An 18,553-nucleotide genomic window follows, 5' to 3' on the forward strand; every position below is an offset into this window, starting at 1 on the left:
ATTAAATAATTTCTTTTTTACCTAAAAATACACGTAATTTTAACATTGTTCCGTTTTCTGATAAAGCACAACCAACAGAAATAACTCACATAGTTTCAAGTGGTTTGTAATAATGGAAAAAATAACAACAAAATATTAATAATATAGTACATACAATAAGCACAATAACCAAAGTAAACTACTTAAAAAAGGAAACCAACATTCTAAAAATAATCATTAGACTGTTGAGCTGCACGATTAAATTAAAATGAGATAATATGGCTCCCGAAGTAGGACTCGAACCTACGACCAAGCGATTAACAGTCGCTTGCTCTACCAACTGAGCTATTCGGGATCAGCCGTGACTTCTCTATAGCTTAATTTATGATTAATGGTAAAGTGTTTTTTTTAAATTTCTAATTTTTTTTGAATTTCTGTTTATGTCTTCATACAAGCAATCACACCAAAATTTTGTTAAGCGTCGTAAAACGATTTTTAGCCTTGCCAGCATGGGCATGTTGGCAGGCGCTGGCCTTTATTCTTATACTTTGAAAAATGAAAGAAAATTATCAAAAAAAACCTCTGTTCCCTTACAAACAGTACGCATCGCTTGGCCTCATAGCCATCAAGATGCTCTGTTTAACGTGGCCTGTGCTAATAATTTTTTTGTTAAAAATTCTTTAAACGTTCAATTATCTCCTCAGATTCAAACAAGCCAAGACGCTCTTAACGCTTTCAAAGCAAACAAGTGCGATGCTATCGTTATGTCTGCTTTGGATTGGATACCGGAATTGATATCAGGTTTAAAAGGAAAACTGTTAGTCGGCACTGGAGGAAGCAATTTTCGTTTGTTAGTTTCCAAACACCGTCGAATAGATCGCTTGGCGGATCTAAATAAATTAAAAATTGCCGTTGGACCAGGAGGACAAAAAGAAAAACTTTTTCTTTCTATTTTGCTTAGACGTAAAGGAATTAATCCAGACCAAAATATTAGCTGGATAGAAACAGAAGAAAAAGAACTGCTTCCCACACTTTTATCCAATCGGGTGCAAGCCATTATCACCAGTGATCCCCTCGCTTGGCAAATCCTAACGGCAGCAAAAAAACAATTATATGAATTAGCAGGAAGCCAAACCGGGAGTTGGAGTGTCCGCATTAATTATGTCTTAGGAGTTAGCGATCATTTCCTTAATAACTATCCAGACACTATTTCACCTCTTGCAAAAAGTATACGTATGGCCTCAATGTGGCAAAAAAATAATCTTAAAAAAACGAGTGACTTATTGACAGAGTCTCTTAAACCTATGAGTTCACAAGATATACTTTTAATGTTACAACATCAAAATCAAAATATCGCACCCATTAATAATAAATTATGGGAACAAATTGCCCAATATCTGGATGAATTCAAACTTTTAAACTTATTACCTATGAGTTTAAATTCAGCAAAAACAGCAAGACAATTTTGTTATACAATAAAAACTTAGTCAAATAGCAGCAATAAAGACGGGCTAATTAAAAGCAATTATTTTAACTAAGATAGCTTAGTAATTAAATTTTAATTATGTCGACTGTTACAAAAAAAATGCTCTTATAACCATCACGCAGGTCATCATTCGCATGGATGGTCAGTGAAAAAAAAGAAATTAAAGGCGAAACGCACACGGCGTGACGTTTCACTACAAAATTTTATCCAAGCGGTTTATTTAATAATCGATTTGGCAAAAGTTTTAATATCAATTCGGTTAAAAAAGGCGCTGTTTTGGGACGAAGCAAGCGGGAATCATAACCCGAAAACCGTCTATAATTCTCAGAAAGGCATAATTGAAAAAATTCACGTAAAGTTGTTCGCTTATTGCTGAGTTCGTTCACACCATTAATTGTAAAATTATTATCTTCACAATAATTTTTTCCTTTTGAATCTACTCGATTTACTATGCCTATCCTTTCATAAATTAAAAAACCATGGACAGCCAAGACTTTTGCTTCAAATTTAATTCTAGCTAAAAAAGAAAGATTAGCCCGATGATAGGCTAACCAATTAGCAAACAATAAAATGTGCCTACATTCTTCTTGCATGACAGGTTCAAATGTTTCAATAAGCTCTTTAGAAAAAAAACCTGACTTTTCAGCAATAGCAAACAAGCCAAAAGCAAAAAAACTATCCCAACATTCACTAAAGCCCGTAACCAGATAAGCCCATTCTGGGTCTTTAGGAATTTTATAAGAAGGTTCAGAAGCAAGAGGAATACCATAGAAATCAACTAAATCCGATAAAACTTCTTTATGACGATTTTCTTCCCAAGCATTCCTAGCAATTGCATCAGCCATTTCTGGATCAAGCAATTCTTTTACGTAAGCCGCCATTCTCAATCTGGCTTTTCCTTCCGTATGAACCGCTATATCCCATATGGGTAAGCTTTTTAGACGATCTGTCTCTTCTTTACTTAATTTTGGCCAATTCATAAAACTTGGCCTGTAAGGATTAAAGGTTTCTCTGAACATTTTGCAAACCATTTGTTTATGTTCATTGCTACCAATTTTAATTGAGCCAGGTATAGAACTCATCCAATGTCGAACACTATAATGTACTGCCTCGAGTTCTTTATCCGATTTCGCTTTCGGCAAATCGGATAAGTTTTCAGGTAATTTTGTATAGATTTCTTTCAAATTAGACATTTAACCAGCACTCCTTAAATATAATCAGAAAACTATTTTAAATCTGACCATCGTTCAATAATGCGATGCACTAATCCATAATGAATGGCTTCTTTAGCGGATATCCAATAATTACGATCCGTATCTTTGGTAATTTTTTCCAAAGACTGATCGGTCTCTTTTGCAAAAATATGGTTTAAACGTTCCCTCATCTTAATAATTTCTTTTGCTTCAATATCGATATCCGTAGCAGGACCTCTGACACCTCCCATAGGTTGATGCAACAAAAAACGTGTATTTGGTAGACAATAACGTCTTTTTTTATGACCTGCTGCAAAAATTAATGCCCCGGCTGACGCCACCCATCCTGTACCAATCATATTAATAGGGGCATGTTCATGAACAAATCGTATCATATCATATATTGTATCGCCACTCTCAACATGCCCACCAGGGGAATTAACATAAATATCAATAGGGTCATCCGACTCATAAGCCAAAGCTAGCAAACGACCCGTTACTTCTTTTGCGAGTTTATCGTTAATTTCTCCAAAAATGAGTATTTTTCGTTTCTCTAATAATTTATTTTCTACAGTATTACTGACACTAACCTCTTCTTTTGAAATTTTTTCTTGAGGTTTGTCCGATGGATTCTCTGGGTTTTCAGGATCTTCTAGCTCTAGACAATTAGGGTTACGAAAAGATGCAAGACTAAATCTCATTGTTAATTCCTGACTATAATAATATAAATAATTTTATTTTGTTACTTACAACGTATAAAGCTAAAACCCATTGCTTAAAACAAAAACACACAGTTTTTACATATTTATCCGATTTATATTAACCTAATAGGTTAAATACTACTAAATTAACATTCAATTCACGTGCGCTGTTGCAAAAGAGAATTACTTCATACAAAATTACGCAATGATCGTTTAATAAAATTTGCTATCAAGATAAACTACAAAAAGTTGAGGTTTCCGTGCTTTTAATCCATAGACCATTTCACTATTTTTTTCTTGTGCTTGGTCTTTTAAGTTTAGAGGGATGTGCAGACAGTCCCCTCATTAAAACACCTGTAGGTTGGTACCATAATTTAGAAGGAGGAATCGTTGCTCAACCTAGACTGCCGATTATAGGGAGCGATCAACCTTATCCTCACGTCGGATTGACCCCGACCCAGGCACCACCACTGCCCTCACCGGACCTTAGAAAAGAAATTACCAACAATTTGCAACGCGACCGAACGCTATCAGAATGGCAGAATACGGTAGATTCTTTTTCAATACCTAAACCAACCACCCCAAATAAAGGTACCTTAGACGACCATCAAACAAAAAATAAACCTTCTGAGGTTCCCAATTCACACCCAACAGCCGTGTCTAAAGACACAAAAAAGCAAAATCTTAACGATTCTAATCAAAAGACCTCTCAAGAATCATCCGCAACCTTGGATGCGGCTGGAGATGAACATCCGTCTCTAGCCAATAAAAAAACACCAGAAACTAAAAAAAATCAGATCGCTCAAAAGGATCAAAATACTGCGGTAAATACTCCCGTAGTTATTCCAGAACTTCGAATGAACATAAATAATCAGCCGATCACTTTGCCTGCTATACCTGTTAATCCCCCCTTACCACCACAATTCCCCCAATTTAACATTCCTTCGAATCAAAATTTACCGCCTCCTTTTTATCCTTCCGGTCTTGAAACCAACAGTCTTTCAGGGGATTTGATTTCTTTTCCTCCAGATTCCGATACGCCTAACATAAACCAAGAAAAAATAATTAGTGATATCGCTACCAAAAATAAGGGAAAACGTTTCTATATTCATGGTTATGGGGATTCACTCTCTATCGACGCGAATTCTCAAGCTCAAGCCTTAACATTAGCGCTATTACGTGCAAAAACGATTGCAAAATTGTTAATTAATCATAATGTGCCAGAATCATCAATTTTTATACGACTTCATGCTATCGGTCATGGGGTTCGAGTAAAAACAGAGCCTTAATAATTTTATATCTGAAAATCGAGTTTTCAATGTCTGAAGAATTTCACCGTATAAGACGCTTACCTCCTTATGTGTTTGCAGAAGTTAATGCTGCCAAAAAAGCGGCAAGAGCCCGGGGGGAAGACATTATTGATCTTGGCATGGGGAATCCCGATAGTGTGCCCCCAAAACATGTTATCAAAAAGTTAATTGAAACAATGTCCTCGCCCAAAGTACACGGATATTCTGTAAGCAAAGGCATTATAGGATTACGTAAAGCATTATGTCGCTATTACCAAGAACGATTTCACGTCGATCTTGATCCAGAAAATGAAACCATTGTTACTTTGGGCTCCAAAGAAGGATTAGCCAATTTAGCTTCCGCCATTACCAGTCCTGGCGACACTATACTTGTTCCCAATCCTTCTTACCCTACTCACCAATTCGGCTTTGTTATTGCAGGTGCAGGTATTCGTTCGATACCGGCTACACCTGACGAAAAAATGTTAGAAGCATTGCACAGAGCCGTGAAGCATTCTGTACCCAAACCAACCGTACTAGTCGTTAATTTTCCATCAAACCCAACAGCTTACCTTGCTAGTTTAGATTTCTATCGCGAGCTGGTTACTTTTGCCAAAAAAGAGTCTATATGGATACTTTCTGATTTAGCTTATGCTGAAATTTATTTTGAAAAAGAAATTCCTCCTTCGATCTTGCAAGTGCCTGGGGCAAAAGACATTGCGGTTGAGTTTACTTCTTTATCGAAAACTTATTCGATGGCAGGTTGGCGTATCGGCTTTGCGGCAGGAAATAAAAAACTTATCGCAGCTTTAACGCGAATTAAATCCTATCTTGATTATGGAGCATTTACCCCTGTACAAGTTGCTGCTGTTGCCGCTTTAAATGGACCCCAGGATTACGTTAAGGACATTCGTAAACTCTATAAAGATCGAAGAGATACCATTATAAAGGGATTAAGCAAAGCGGGTTGGGATGTGCCCTCTCCACCTGCTTCAATGTTCGCATGGGCACCTATACCCGACTTTTTTAAACCCTTAGGGAGCGTTGAATTTTCCAAGCTTCTTTTAAAAGAAGCTCAAGTTGCAGTGGCCCCAGGCTTAGGATTTGGGGAATATGGGGACGATTTCGTTCGCATTGGACTTGTTGAAAATAGTCAACGGCTCAAACAAGCTTGCCGTTCAATTAAAAATTTTATGAATACGCATTGCCAACGCTAAGTTACGTTACAACACCATGAAAAATATTTCATGGATCTTTATACGAACTTCTAAGCCTCAATAGTCTTAAGCTTAAAACAGGTAAAAGACATTACATATTTTAAGCTTAGTTGTTATAGACTAAAGCCAAATTTGCAACTAACTAAGCAAACTATCGTATGCAAATTACGGTTTTAATCTTTGATATAAAACTAGAATTTAAAGATTTAATTTACCTCATATTCACTGGTTTAATGATCCGTCAAAAATTCTTGCCTCACTTTATTCCTTCACAAATCTTCTTAACCTCATATTAAATGATATCCTTGACGCTGTTTTTGATTAAAAATAAATTTCCAAAAAAACTAATATAGAAAGCGGTAAGTATGCCAAGCTTTCATTACGATATACACCGAAGCTGTTATTAAACTTACCCGTAGCAATAATCCTTTTTATGTAGGAAACCGATTAAAAATAATTAATTTTTGCTACTCTTGTATTATGTTTGAATTTTTGCAAAACTATTTATGTGTACTTAATAGTTAATTACTCAACCTAACATAGTTATTTTTATTTTATTATGCTTAAAAAACATATTGTTTCTTTGCTCAGCCTATTACAACGTAATATTTTTTATTTTCAAAACACAGATAATGAACCTCTATTATTTAATTTCACCCAACACTAAAAACTCTATTTCATTTAGCTTTAACAGCAATTTATCAACTGCCTATTGTTTATGATGAGCGTATTATAGCTCGTATTAAAAAATTAGAATTTTAGCTACAAAGGAAATGTTCATGCCTTTATCTTCACCTCCTACCATCTTTAAAGTTTCTGATCGAAATTTAGCGCTTGAATTGGTTCGGGTTACCGAAGCCGCTGCTATTAAATCATTCCACTGGATAGGAAGAGGTCTCAAAAATGAAGCCGATAACGCTGCTGTTGAAGGAATGAGAAATGCTTTTGATACCGTAGCCATCTCCGGAACAGTCGTCATAGGGGAAGGCGAAATGGATGAGGCGCCTATGCTTTACATTGGCGAAAAAGTTGGATCGGGTGGACCGGAAATGGATATTGCTGTTGACCCATTAGAAGGAACGAATCTCGTTGCTAAAAATTATGCTAATGCTATTACCGTCGTTGCTTTAGCTGAAAAAGGAAATTTTTTACATGCCCCCGATATTTATATGGATAAAATTGCTATCGGACCAGGTTATCCAGATCAAGTCATCGATATTGATAATACGCTGGAAAAAAATCTAAAAAACCTAGCCAGAGCTAGAAGAGTTGATGTCTCTGAGATAACTCTCAGCACTCTAGATAGACCTAGACATAAAGAAATGATAGCCAAAGCTCATGAAATAGGGGTTCGCATCAAATTATTGTCTGATGGTGACGTTGCCGGCATCATCGCCACCTGTGTTCCTGATAGTGATGTTGATATTTATATAGGTTCCGGCGGGGCTCCAGAAGGTGTTTTGGCTGCTGCTGCGTTACGATGCTTTGATGGACAAATGCAAGGGCGTTTATTATTTGAAGACCAATCGCAAATTGATCGTGCACAAAAAATGAATCCCAACGATCCCGAACGTAAATTGCTGATCACGGACATGGCTAGAGGAAATGTTCTTTTTTCAGCGACAGGTGTAACAAACGGCGATATTCTCAAAGGCGTTCAGTGGCGAGGTGACTATGTATGGACTAACTCTATCGTGACCCGATCTTCTTCTAAAACTGTACGTTTTGTTAAAGCACGTCATAATGCCTTAATAAAACCTATAGATTTTAAGCAATTTTAATGTGGTGTTGTAACTTGACGTGTCAAATCAATCAAATTTAACAACAGAACCTAGCAGTGTACTTAATATAAAAAAAAGTTTATCAGGCAGAAGATGGCTATGGAAACAATCTTCTTTTCTGGATACGAACACTTTAAATAGGCAAGCACAATGGATTGCTCAAAAAGTATCCCTTTATGAGTTTATCGGTAAAATGATTGCCTTAAGAAACATTCAAGCAGAAAATGTTGAACATTTTCTCTTTCCTACCCTACGTAACTTTTTGCCTGATCCTTATTGCTTAAAAGATATGGATATTGCTACCGATCGTATCGTAAATGCAATTATTAGCAATGAAAAAATTGCAATTTTTGGGGATTATGATGTGGACGGTGCATGTGCTACTGCTATTTTATATGAACTTTTTTTAAGTTTGGGATTAAAACCTTTAACGTACATTCCCGATCGTCTAAAAGAAGGATATGGCCCCAATGCCCAGGCTTTAAATTTATTAATTGAACAAGGTGCAACCGTCATTATCTGTGTAGACTGCGGAACTGCATCCAATTATATTTTTCAAGAAATAAAATCAAATCACGCAAATTTTATCGTTTTCGATCACCACAAATCGGATAACCTCCCTAACATAACCGCCACCGTAAACCCTAATCGGTTAGACTGCTCATCTGGACTAGGACAGCTTTGTGCAGGTGCGCTCAGTTTTATGGCGTCTATTGCCATTATCAGAGCTTTAAGAAAAAAACACTTCTTTACCAACAAAAAAGAACCTAATCTTCTGAGTTTACTGGATTTAGTCGCACTCTCAACCATATGCGACGTAATGCCTTTAATCGGCTTAAACCGAGCCTTGGTGACTCAAGGCTTAAAAATTATGGCTAAGCGTGAGCGTATTGGCATTCAGGCACTTTTAGAAATTGCTGGTATTTATACCGAGCCCGATGTGTTTAGTTGTGGTTTTGCGTTGGGACCACGCATTAATGCGGGAGGGCGCATTTCAGAATCTGATCTAGGCTTAAAGTTACTGATTGCTAGAAATAGTCTCGAAGCAACCCGCATTGCCGAAAGGTTAGACGCTATTAATAAACAAAGACAGACTATTGAACAAGATATACTGCAAAAAGCAACCGAGCTTGCTTTCGCCCAACACAAAAAGGGTCATGCCGTCATTATGCTACAGGATCCGCATTGGCATCCAGGGATCGTAGGGATTGTAGCAGGTAGAATTAAAGAACATTTCAATAGACCCACCTTAGCAGGTGCTGAATTACCGAATGGCATTGTCAAAGGATCAGGACGATCAATCGTAGGCGTGGATTTGGGGGCAGCGATCATCGCCGCAAAACAAGCAGGGCTCGTATTACAAGGCGGTGGCCATGCCATGGCGGCAGGATTTAGTTATGAAAAAAATCATATTAACGAACTTCACGATTTTTTAAACCATTATCTTTGTAAGGCAGCCTCTTGTCCAACCTTAATCGATTTAGAAATAGAAGGGGTAACAACGATTGCAGGGGCTTCCCTAGAGTTGGCAAAACAAATTGCTCGTCTTTCACCTTTTGGTAATGGTAACGAAGAACCACTTATTGTCTTATCGTACGTAAACATAGTACGTTCAGATCGCATTGGCAAAGCCAACCATACCCTTCGACTGACAATCCAAGGAGAAAATGGTACCAACTTGAAAGCACTTTTATTTCGCTCGGATCAAAATCCGATCACACCGTATCTAGAAGATGTTCATAATCGTCGACCGATGCACTTGGCTGGCTGGTTACGAGTAAACCATTGGAATGGAAAAGAAACTGCTGATTTTCATATAAAAGACGCTGTTTTTATATAAAAGTCATTTTATACTTGACCGATGCCATACACCTCTATATCAAAATAATCATTGCCTCTGTCCCGTTCGTCTAGAGGCCTAGGACACTGCCCTCTCACGGCGGCAACACGGGTTCGACTCCCGTACGGGACGCCAAGAAAAATGTTGGTATATAGCCATTATATAGAAGTTCAAACTTTGTTTTATGGTGTAATTTCTTAGTAAAAAGGTGTAAAATTTTGTTAAATTTACACCAATTTTTACACCATAAATTACTGTTTTTAAGCCAGTTGATTCCCCATGGCGTCTGTCCATTCTGTACCGTTCCACCAGCAAGGTTTTTTGGCTGTTGTGTCGTAAGATTGAGCGCCTACTTTTAACGTTTTGGTATCTACATTGGCTTTTTGATCCGCTTCAACATAGGACAGAGAGGAAACCGCAGCCGTGAGATCAACCCATTTTATTCCATTCCACACCGTGGGCAGGTTTGTTGTTTTGTTATAGGCAAGAACTCCGATAGGAATAGATGTGGTTGGAATCCCTGAGTTGTCTATCAGATAGTATGCACAAGGGGTTTGGGTATTCGTTTTTATGTTTTTAATCGCAGCCAGTTTCGTGTCTTTATCTACAGAAAGAACATAATCGTAATCAACAAGGGAAGCATTGGCTGAACTCGAAGTGGTATCAGTTACTGTAACAGGGACATAATTGTTCGTGATATAAAAATCCCCGTCACTTGTAAGATAAAATCCTCTTCGCAATTTTGTAGAGGTAGGATCGGCATCACTTGGACAAACGGTAACATTGTTTACGAGTATGCAACTTTCTCCACCTCCCAAAGCGGTAGGATTACCTCCATATAAGGAGTGAAGTTTGTATATATTGAAATTATTAGTTGCTGTTAGCGTTTGGCATTCAATTGTATTTGTAATAAAATCGGTTGTTGTTTTTAAGCTATTACACGTAACGTTCCCTAACCCGTCAGTTTTAACTTTCCCTCCATCTGAAGTAATCGTTGCAACGTCTAACGCTACCGTGCCATCATTCACATATGAGGTTCCAGCAGCCCCCGTATCCCCTTTTTCGCCCTTGTCTCCTTTTGGAATGGTGAAGTCAAATGTAGCCGCACTAGAGGTGCCACTATTGATTACTGCAGCAGCTATTCCTGCGTCGCCCGTGGTGGTTTTGCCAACGGCTATGGTAGCAGCCGCACCGTCTTTCCCCGCTGCTCCAGTGTCACCTTTAGCCCCCTTAGGAATGGTAAAGTCAAACACAGCGGCGCTGGACGTGCCACTGTTGGTCACGGACGCATCAGTCCCAGCATCTCCAGTGGTGATCTTGCCAACCGTTACGGTGGCGGCATCGCCTTTACTGTTGCCGATTTTTTGCCAGGTGGTGCCGTTAAAGGTAAAGACATCGAACGTTGTGCTGTTGATCCATAGATCCGCCAGGCGATAAAGAGAAGACGGCTGGGGATCGCTGGAGCCAAAATAGATCTTACTGCCGTCTGCCCCGTCTTTTCCCGCGGCACCGGTAGCCCCTGTGTCCCCTTTAGGCAAGGAAAATTGAAAAATAGCGTCGTTTTCATTGCCAAGATTACTCACCGAAGGTGCCGTTCCAGCGTCCAAAGGAATCACTTTATCCACCACGGTAATGGTGGCGGCTTTTCCTTGTGGACCGGATACTTTCCCCAAAGGACCTAGCCATGCACCGGTATTGGAATAGATATAAGCATCGGCCTCATTGGTGGTGGCGTTCATATAAAGATATTGATCGCCCGCCCGAGGTTTCCCGCGTGGATCGTCTTGGCCTGTGGTGGCATCGGGTATCGTACTGCCGACATACCAACGCGAGCCATCGTCGCCTTTTAATCCCATTTGACCTTGTGGACCTTGTGCACCAGTATCTCCGGTCGCCCCTTTATCACCTTGTTGTCCTTTAATATTACCGATCTTCTGCCAGTTGCTGCCATTAAAGACAAACACATCATAGCTGTTGGTATTGACGTAGCCGTCGCCTTCTTGGGCATTTTTAGACACTACGGGATCTTCTTGCCCAAAGAACCACAACGATCCCCGTGTGCCTTGTTCGCCTTTCAGGCACGATAATTTCAACCATTGTTTTTCGCCATAGGTAAACAAAACGCTGGTTGTGCTGTTAAAATACAGATCGTTCGCTTTATAGATGGCATTATACACTGGATCGGTTGTGCCGGTGTAGATAACGCTGCCCGCTTCGCCTTTCAAATTGCCCGTTTTGATCCAGTGAAAGCGATTATCGCCAGCGGGAACGGTTTCGAACCAATCCCCTGTAACGTCATTCAACCAGAGAATATTTTCCTTGGCATCGGCCAACACGGGATCGCGATTGGACAATAAAATCTGCGTGCCCGCTTTGCCTTGTTCGCCCTGTTCACCGGGCTCACCTTGGGGGCCGGTGGGGCCTGTATCGCCTTGAGGTCCTTGTGGACCGACATCGCCTCGAGGTAAGACAAAATCCAATACCGCATCGCTCGCAGTACCTTGGTTGATGACCATAGGGTCACCGCCTGGAAACGTGGGGAAGACTTTGCCCACTTCAACGGTGGCGGCACGCCCTTGCGGACCCATCGGACCGGTGTCGCCAATGACATACTCGCCACAAGGACCTTTCTCCACCACCCCGGCAGGGGCAACCGGTAAGGTCACGTCAAACTCACGCACTTCGTTGGATTTGGTGGTCACCAAGAAACGAATGCCGCTTTTGGTATTTAGGGTTCCCCCACTGATCCGGGCGCTAAACGTCTGCCCATTCACGTGAAAGGCATCAATCCCCACCTGTTCGTCCGAAGGCCACGCCGTGACATCCACAATGAAATCGTTAGGGGCCAAACGATTGGCTAGCGAAAATTGATAGGTAACCCGTTCTTGGGGGGATTTGCATTGCAGATGGATCTCACGATGATCCAAACAGCCACCGGGAACGATAATAATGTGACTTCCTTGTGAATAACAAGACATGAGTGGTATTCCTTTGTGTCATAAAAAAACCGCCCTTTGGGGACGGTTATGAAGAGGGGTTGTGAATGAGGTTTTAAACTAAACCGTAGCATTAAGGGGTTTTGAGCGTTCCGCGCATCAATACGCCACCGTTGAGCCAAGGCGATCCATCGCCAGGGTCATGGGTGGGTAACGTATCCATAACGGCTTGTAAGGATTGCTTCATGGCGGGGGGCGACAGGGTGCCTAGTTGATTGGCATCGCCACTGGCCAAACAAATGGCGCCGTTATTCAACCACAAGGACATTCCATCGGCTGGATCCGTTCGAGGCATCGCCTGCACCGCTTTTTGCAGTAGTAGCAACGCAGTTTCAGAGTCCATTTCAAAAAAAGAAGCTTTGTAAACTTTGGCTTCTGTTTCGTTTTTGCGAACAATTAAAATTTGATCCTCGGGCTGTATGTTCGTGGTATCGACAATAACCTCCGTTTCCACTGACGACACTTCGCTTTGCGTATCACACGCACTAAAACTGGATAATGCACTACGTTCACAACAGTTTTTTCGATTTTCCATACTTTAAATTCCCATAAAAAAACCGCTATCCGTTACTAGATAGCGGCCATTAATTCGAAGTGCGTTCAATGGAGGAGTCGTATCCGAAGGTTTTATTCCTGGCTTAAATGTTAAAAAAGAGTATTTCTTTTTTATGGCTTTCTCTTTCCTTCCTACGACAGACATTACCAGTTCCTGGATAAATGATCCCCCCAAGTTGCTTTGAGCCTGATAGGACAAATAATAGGTTTCATTAGCCTCTCCACCCTTGATAAAAGCCGTTAAATAAGACCCCTCTGCCACCACTGACGTTACTATTAATCCAGCCCCTTCTATCCTAACCCTACCACTTATAAGACGTTCGCCTTTTTGTAATCGCTGGCTAAAATCGACACTATAGTCTAAATAATCCGACAAGGTTTTGTTTGGGAAAACCCCTATGTTCTGAAATATTTTTTTTGAAACTTCATAAATACGATAGGGATGTAAGCTATACTTCATTAAACGTTTCATATGACCCCTAAGTGATTAAAATATTGGTATCCAGATAAGCATAATGCGGCGATGGTTTGGCAATTTGGGTTAACGTGCCCGTTGTATAGGAACTGCTTTTGGATAAGAAACTATTTACGTTACTGGTGATATAGTTGTAACTGGTAGAGGGCAAGGTTCCGGATCCATCCGCAGTAATGGTCAATGTTAATTTACCTCCTACTCCTATAAATAACCCTGCCGTGTTTTGCTGCTCATTCACAAACACATTATTTCTTCTGAACGAAAGGGTGGAAGAGGTTATTTCCGTTCCACCCATTGAGTATTTGTTGTAAGTGCTGGGGGTGCACAAAAGATCAATGATGCAGCCGTTGTAAATGTAGGATCCGCCATTTTCTTCAAACGCAGAAGCCATCACAAAAGGAGCATTATTAAGTGCATCTAAATTATAGTTCGCTAATTTGCATCCTAGGAATCCAACTGAAAACGATCCCTCAATACCATTGAACCCACAATATCGTAAAGAAGAGGTAATCCATTTACCGTTATCGCGGATATACAGATAACACCATAGTTTATAAAGAACAGGCCGTCTTAGCCCTCGAGACGTTAACGCATCGTCATCCACACAATAGCCCCACCAGCCATCCCCCGTATTAACTTGAGCCAGATTAATCAACTCTTCCCACCCATCGGGACCATCGGTTTTCCCATCCGGGTTATTGTAAGGCTCGATAATAACACTGCGTATGCCCACGTTAATGCTGGTGGATATGGTTTCTGTCGGTTCTTGGGTAATATTATCACTGGCTGTGTAAACGGGTCCTGGGGTGTACTGGCTTGGGTCTTTGGTCACCGCATCGTTCATACCCACAATATAATGATCGTCCACATCTAATATTTTGATGGTAATCTGTCCACTGGAAGGCGATACCGTGATAGCCTTGTCAATCGTCTTGTATGGATTTTTGCGGGTGCCATCCCCCGTTGTGTCGTTGCCGGTGCTCCACGACACGTATTTGACGCTGGTGTTTTGCGCGGTGAAAATAGCCAGCTCCCCCGCGTCGTTGTAATACAGCGTCGCCCCATCCTTGGCTTCGATAGCAGGATAACGTCGCCAGCCACTTTGTTCCGAAGCATTATTAATTTTTAAGCCATTGGGATCCACGGCGTTGCCATCTTGTAAGTTCTGCCACAATACCCAAGGTTTGGTCGTATCACTGGATTGCACAATCGCCCCCACAGGATAGCCGCCCGTTTTATTGCATAAATCCTGGTCAAAGGTTTCCAATCCCCCTGCCTGCATCCACTGGATACTTTGCGTAATTTGATAGAGGATCCCATTATGGTCTTGCCCCCAAGGGGGAACGCCCCCCTTTAATACCGACCTCATGGTAATTTCGGGAAAGCCCGTTTGCATATCCGCCTTGCCGTTGGCGGTATCGCCACCAGTATCCGGCACGTCAAAGCGCTTGCCGTTTTCTGCCCATTTTGACAAAAAGGGAGTGGGTCTAGTTAAAGCCATGGTAAAACCTCATTGTTTTAAGTGAAAATCAACGTTTGCTTCAACGCCAGCAGGCTTAAATAAAATACCCGCGTTCATAAGAATGGCCACTTCGTCGCTGTTGGGGATCCAATTAAAGACAATCGTTACACTCATGTCCTGATTGTCTTGAATATAAACTTCATGCCCCTCAGTTTTATTTCCAAAAATTAACATTAGAATTTTATTCAGATCAGACACTGTATAAGTGCTGATGTTGGCATGGGCTTTGGCAAGGATGAGTTTCCTAAAATTAACATCATTGAAGGTTATTTCCCCTTGCAATTCTTGCTCATCGCGAAACATGCCCAAAGCGGTTCGCCGGTCGGTTGGATCGGTCAAGCCGTCATTATATCCTGTGTCGTCGTGATACGGACGTGCCAACAACAAGGTTTCTTCGTTGAACCCCCAAAAGAAACCCGTGAAGGTTTCCACCGTGCGATTAATCCCAACGATAATGCCCCATATGTTCAATCCCTGTCCATTTGCCGTTTCAATATTCCAGATGTGATTATAAAAATCGGTAAAAAACCCACAGACCTTTATATTTTCACTAAAGCGGTGAACAAGCTTTAACAAAATAGGCGAATTAGCATATTGCGCAATCACCGTACTGTCAGGATCCAAACAAGAAGGGGGATTGTCGGGATCGAATACTAGATCTTTAGCCATTTTCGATCACCGTGATATCTAGTTTTGCCAAAACCGGCATTTCATTAATCGCCATTACCACGGCATTGCTGTCCCCGCTTTGCCGACCAATCTGTAAGCTGATAATTTTGACCCAGTTTCCTAACGCTTGAATGGGGGTAAAAAAATCAGACGCTAAAATAGTCGACGCAATGCGGGGTTTAATGGATCCATCTTCCCCCAAAAATGCGGCATAAACCGCATTTTTAATCAGATCCGCGGCATTTTTAGGTGCGGCGGGCGAACGGCTCAAGACAATTTGAAAATAGATAGGCACCTCAGTGGCATAGGAATAGGTAATTGCATACGTTGGAGGGGTGCTGTATAACCCACTGTCATCGACGATGCGCACGGTCTGTTCGCCATTCATATCGCAGCCAGGGGGTTTTTTGGTCCAAATAGCCTTAGCAATAGCTTGCTGGTTTTCTTCACTATCCAAGGCCGCCACGCAAACGTATACAGAATGAGGCTTTATCTGAACCGATCCTTGTGAAATGCTTGTATCTAAACTGTTTTCTGTCACGTAAGCATCCTGGCAAATCGGCTCCTGCGTTGTGTCAACCAGATTTAACAGCGTCGCTAGAATGCTATCCACGCTATTGATGGAATTGCCTGCCACTGCCTGCCTGCGTCTTTGCTCAAACTGTTGCTGGCTTTCAATGGCACGACCTACAACGCCTGCATTGGGATTATCCACACTGTCCCACCCTGCAATCATTTGAACCATAGACAGAGAATGCGCTGGACATTCAATCGCCCCTTCCTTTTCACATACAAAGGTAGCATCCACGGTCCTATCGTCGCCTATCGTGTAATCGTCTTTGGCGGTGTACAGAACCCCGTTTTGATCTTGCACCAATGTGCCTTTGGAAATCACTACACTGACGCCTCCCTGGCAAACCCCTACCACTTCCGTATAGGTTGCGGGACGACGCTCAATAAAATAAATTTGTCCAATCCCATCCTGCATACGTCCCAAGGCATAGTCAGGATTAACCTGATTAACGTAATACGCCAGCAACCGATTGCGATCCGATATAATCGCAGCCATGGACGTCACCAACTGCCCTTGCGGTGTGGAAAGTAAAAACTTACCCGTGCTATCGTAAAAATCCAGCTTGTTGTTAAACGCATTTTGAAAATCTTCGATAAGCCCAGTCAAGATTTCACTTTCTTCAGGCACGATTAAACCATTATCATCCCACTGAATGGGTTTTACGTTAGTTGATGTATTGGACATTTATTTCCCCTTCCTGCGTCAGAATGAAAATATTACCGCCCAACTGCCTTTTATCATTGACGTAAAGATCAATAGTGGCATCCGTGACCCCGTCAATTCCCAATGCGCACCCAAGCAAAAGCGTGCGGATATAACCCCAGTTTGGATTAACGCCAAGAATATCCTGAAAATGAGAAACGCCTTGTGATCGATCATACCATCCTTCGCCTTTGAAGAGCTTAATCTCATTGGCCGTTTTTTGGGCAACGGAATACGCAAAAGATGGGGTCAACGCAATTCCACCTCCTCCATCGTCCATTAAATCCCACTCGTTTGTAAGTAATAAATCCATTAATTTCTCCAATAAAAAAGCCACCGGTTAAGGTGGCTTAGGGGTGGTTATCAAATCATTGTTCTGCATTTGCAATTGAAGGAAAAAAATCGATAACAATAAAAAGAGTTTACCTTTTTCAACGGTTTAAATATGTTTTGTCTAAAATACCCCTTTAAAGAAGGAAACTATAACGCTTCAGCACATTCTATAGGGATTCTTTTTTCTCAATTCACAATCACTTTTTGTTGATCAAAAACAAAAGCAAACCCTATTGATTTTAGTACCAAAAAATAGTACTTAATACACTATGAACAGCAAACAGAAAAAGACTTTAAAAGCCATCTTTCAGGATCCAGTTAGGCCTAATATTACGTGGGCTGACATTGAATCTTTATTTCTTGCTTGCGGAGCGGAAATTACCGAAGGAAACGGTTCGCGGGTTCGCGTTTGCTTGAATGGTGTTTTGGCTACGTTTCATCGACCCCATCCCCACCCTGTTACGGATAAAGACGCTGTAAAATCTGTTCGTCGTTTTCTTTTAAATGCAGGAGTAGACCTATGAGTATTCTTCATTATAAAAACTATACGGGCGTGTTTGATTACGATCCTGAAGCCGATATCTTCCACGGCGAAGTCATTAATATTTCTGATGTAATCACTTTTCAAGGACGCTCGATTGATGAATTAAAACAAGCTCTAACCGATTCCGTTGAAGATTATTTGGACTTTTGTAAAACCAAAGGAAAAAACCCTGACAAACCCTTTTCGGGTCGCTTTAATCTTCGAATCCATCCATCGTTACATGAACGCATCGTGGTCAAAGCGAAACAAAAAAACAAAAGCCTCAACGCTTGGATTGCTGAAACATTAGAAAAAGCCGTTTGAGTTTATCGTTGCTTCTTTTACTGATTTGTATTACAATGTAATGCAATTCCATTCCATGAAAGGAGTATTCCTTATGCCCAATCAATTGGTTCAAACTCGTATTGATAAAACCATTAAAGAAGAAGCTGCTGCCGTTCTTGCAGCAATGGGGTTGACGGTTTCCGATGCTGTGAGATTAATGTTAACCCGCGTTGCCAAAGAAAAAGCCTTACCCTTTGAACCGTTAGTCCCCAACGAAACAACCATTCAAGCCATGCGCGATGCTCGTGCGGGCAACGTAGAAACCATTACGATAAAAACGTTGCAGGCTGAATTAGATGCGGACGATTAAACAGACGGGACAATTCAAACGCGATTTAAAGCGAGAAAAAAAAGGACGGTATCGAACCGTTTT

17 protein-coding genes and 2 tRNA genes are annotated in these 18,553 nt (G+C 41.0%); 9 read left to right on the top strand and 10 right to left on the bottom strand.

What is annotated here, in order from left to right:
* Window positions 1-258: 258 nt before the first annotated feature.
* A tRNA-Asn gene (locus tag AABE15_RS04905) sits at window positions 259-334 on the bottom strand.
* Between the two features lie 85 nt (window positions 335-419).
* Between AABE15_RS04905 and AABE15_RS04910 the strand changes: the two genes are divergently transcribed.
* The gene (locus tag AABE15_RS04910; protein WP_338330168.1) at window positions 420-1,466 is read left to right on the top strand and encodes an ABC transporter substrate-binding protein; all 1,047 of its coding nucleotides are present in this window, start codon (window positions 420-422) and stop codon (window positions 1,464-1,466) included.
* A 202-nt stretch (window positions 1,467-1,668) separates the two neighbouring features.
* Here the strand turns inward: AABE15_RS04910 and AABE15_RS04915 are convergent, their stop codons facing one another.
* Together AABE15_RS04915 and AABE15_RS04920 are read right to left on the bottom strand one after the other, a co-directional pair.
* Window positions 1,669-2,658 (bottom strand): ferritin-like domain-containing protein, encoded by a 990-nt coding sequence (locus AABE15_RS04915; RefSeq protein WP_338330169.1) that lies wholly within the window; start codon window positions 2,656-2,658, stop codon window positions 1,669-1,671.
* A gap of 32 nt (window positions 2,659-2,690) precedes the next feature.
* Window positions 2,691-3,359, bottom strand: a complete 669-nt coding sequence (locus AABE15_RS04920) for an ATP-dependent Clp protease proteolytic subunit (RefSeq protein ID WP_338330170.1) — start codon at window positions 3,357-3,359, stop codon at window positions 2,691-2,693.
* 260 nt (window positions 3,360-3,619) lie between these two features.
* Between AABE15_RS04920 and AABE15_RS04925 the strand changes: the two genes are divergently transcribed.
* From AABE15_RS04925 to AABE15_RS04945, 5 genes are all read left to right on the top strand, one after another.
* On the top strand, window positions 3,620-4,648 hold the full coding sequence (locus tag AABE15_RS04925) for an OmpA family protein (protein WP_338330171.1): 1,029 nt from the start codon (window positions 3,620-3,622) through the stop codon (window positions 4,646-4,648).
* A gap of 29 nt (window positions 4,649-4,677) precedes the next feature.
* Complete coding sequence (locus AABE15_RS04930) at window positions 4,678-5,865, top strand: LL-diaminopimelate aminotransferase (protein WP_338330172.1); 1,188 nt, start codon at window positions 4,678-4,680, stop codon at window positions 5,863-5,865.
* A gap of 779 nt (window positions 5,866-6,644) precedes the next feature.
* Window positions 6,645-7,646 (top strand): class II fructose-bisphosphatase, encoded by a 1,002-nt coding sequence (glpX, locus tag AABE15_RS04935; protein WP_338330173.1) that lies wholly within the window; start codon window positions 6,645-6,647, stop codon window positions 7,644-7,646.
* Window positions 7,647-7,665: 19 nt separating this feature from the next.
* Window positions 7,666-9,486, top strand: coding sequence for a single-stranded-DNA-specific exonuclease RecJ (gene recJ / locus AABE15_RS04940; RefSeq protein WP_338330174.1), 1,821 nt, complete (start codon window positions 7,666-7,668; stop codon window positions 9,484-9,486).
* 59 nt (window positions 9,487-9,545) lie between these two features.
* Window positions 9,546-9,621 (top strand) — tRNA-Glu (locus AABE15_RS04945).
* A gap of 125 nt (window positions 9,622-9,746) precedes the next feature.
* Here the strand turns inward: AABE15_RS04945 and AABE15_RS04950 are convergent.
* The 7 genes from AABE15_RS04950 to AABE15_RS04980 form a co-directional block, all read right to left on the bottom strand.
* Window positions 9,747-12,464 carry a hypothetical protein gene (locus tag AABE15_RS04950; RefSeq protein ID WP_338330175.1) on the bottom strand — a complete coding sequence of 906 codons (2,718 nt, stop codon included), beginning with the start codon at window positions 12,462-12,464 and terminating at the stop codon, window positions 9,747-9,749.
* Window positions 12,465-12,555: 91 nt separating this feature from the next.
* Entirely contained in the window at window positions 12,556-13,017 is a 462-nt protein-coding gene (locus AABE15_RS04955; protein WP_338330176.1) for a hypothetical protein, read from the bottom strand.
* 3 nt (window positions 13,018-13,020) lie between these two features.
* Window positions 13,021-13,509: a hypothetical protein gene (locus AABE15_RS04960; RefSeq protein WP_338330177.1), complete on the bottom strand. Its 489-nt coding sequence runs from the start codon at window positions 13,507-13,509 to the stop codon at window positions 13,021-13,023.
* Window positions 13,510-13,516: 7 nt separating this feature from the next.
* Window positions 13,517-15,013: a hypothetical protein gene (locus tag AABE15_RS04965; protein WP_338330178.1), complete on the bottom strand. Its 1,497-nt coding sequence runs from the start codon at window positions 15,011-15,013 to the stop codon at window positions 13,517-13,519.
* Between the two features lie 9 nt (window positions 15,014-15,022).
* Window positions 15,023-15,703, bottom strand: a complete 681-nt coding sequence (locus AABE15_RS04970) for a DUF2612 domain-containing protein (RefSeq protein ID WP_338330179.1) — start codon at window positions 15,701-15,703, stop codon at window positions 15,023-15,025.
* Window positions 15,696-16,961 (bottom strand): baseplate J/gp47 family protein, encoded by a 1,266-nt coding sequence (locus AABE15_RS04975; RefSeq protein ID WP_338330180.1) that lies wholly within the window; start codon window positions 16,959-16,961, stop codon window positions 15,696-15,698. Before AABE15_RS04975 ends, AABE15_RS04970 begins: the two co-directional genes overlap by 8 nt.
* A complete protein-coding gene (locus tag AABE15_RS04980) occupies window positions 16,942-17,259 on the bottom strand; it encodes a hypothetical protein (RefSeq protein WP_338330181.1) in 318 nt (105 codons plus the stop codon). Before AABE15_RS04980 ends, AABE15_RS04975 begins: the two co-directional genes overlap by 20 nt.
* A 322-nt stretch (window positions 17,260-17,581) precedes the next feature.
* Between AABE15_RS04980 and AABE15_RS04985 the strand changes: the two genes are divergently transcribed.
* The 3 genes from AABE15_RS04985 (at window position 17,582) to AABE15_RS04995 (ending at window position 18,490) form a co-directional block, all read left to right on the top strand.
* A complete protein-coding gene (locus AABE15_RS04985) occupies window positions 17,582-17,836 on the top strand; it encodes a type II toxin-antitoxin system HicA family toxin (RefSeq protein ID WP_338330182.1) in 255 nt (84 codons plus the stop codon).
* Window positions 17,833-18,159, top strand: a complete 327-nt coding sequence (locus AABE15_RS04990; RefSeq protein WP_338330183.1) for a type II toxin-antitoxin system HicB family antitoxin — start codon at window positions 17,833-17,835, stop codon at window positions 18,157-18,159. The genes AABE15_RS04985 and AABE15_RS04990 overlap by 4 nt, the downstream gene beginning before the upstream one ends.
* Before the next feature lie 73 nt (window positions 18,160-18,232).
* Window positions 18,233-18,490: a type II toxin-antitoxin system RelB/DinJ family antitoxin gene (locus AABE15_RS04995; RefSeq protein ID WP_338330184.1), complete on the top strand. Its 258-nt coding sequence runs from the start codon at window positions 18,233-18,235 to the stop codon at window positions 18,488-18,490.
* Window positions 18,491-18,553 lie beyond the last annotated feature (63 nt).

Origin of the sequence: Commensalibacter sp. Nvir (genome assembly GCF_963921845.1) — a bacterium.
In the GTDB taxonomy this organism is placed as follows: domain Bacteria; phylum Pseudomonadota; class Alphaproteobacteria; order Acetobacterales; family Acetobacteraceae; genus Commensalibacter.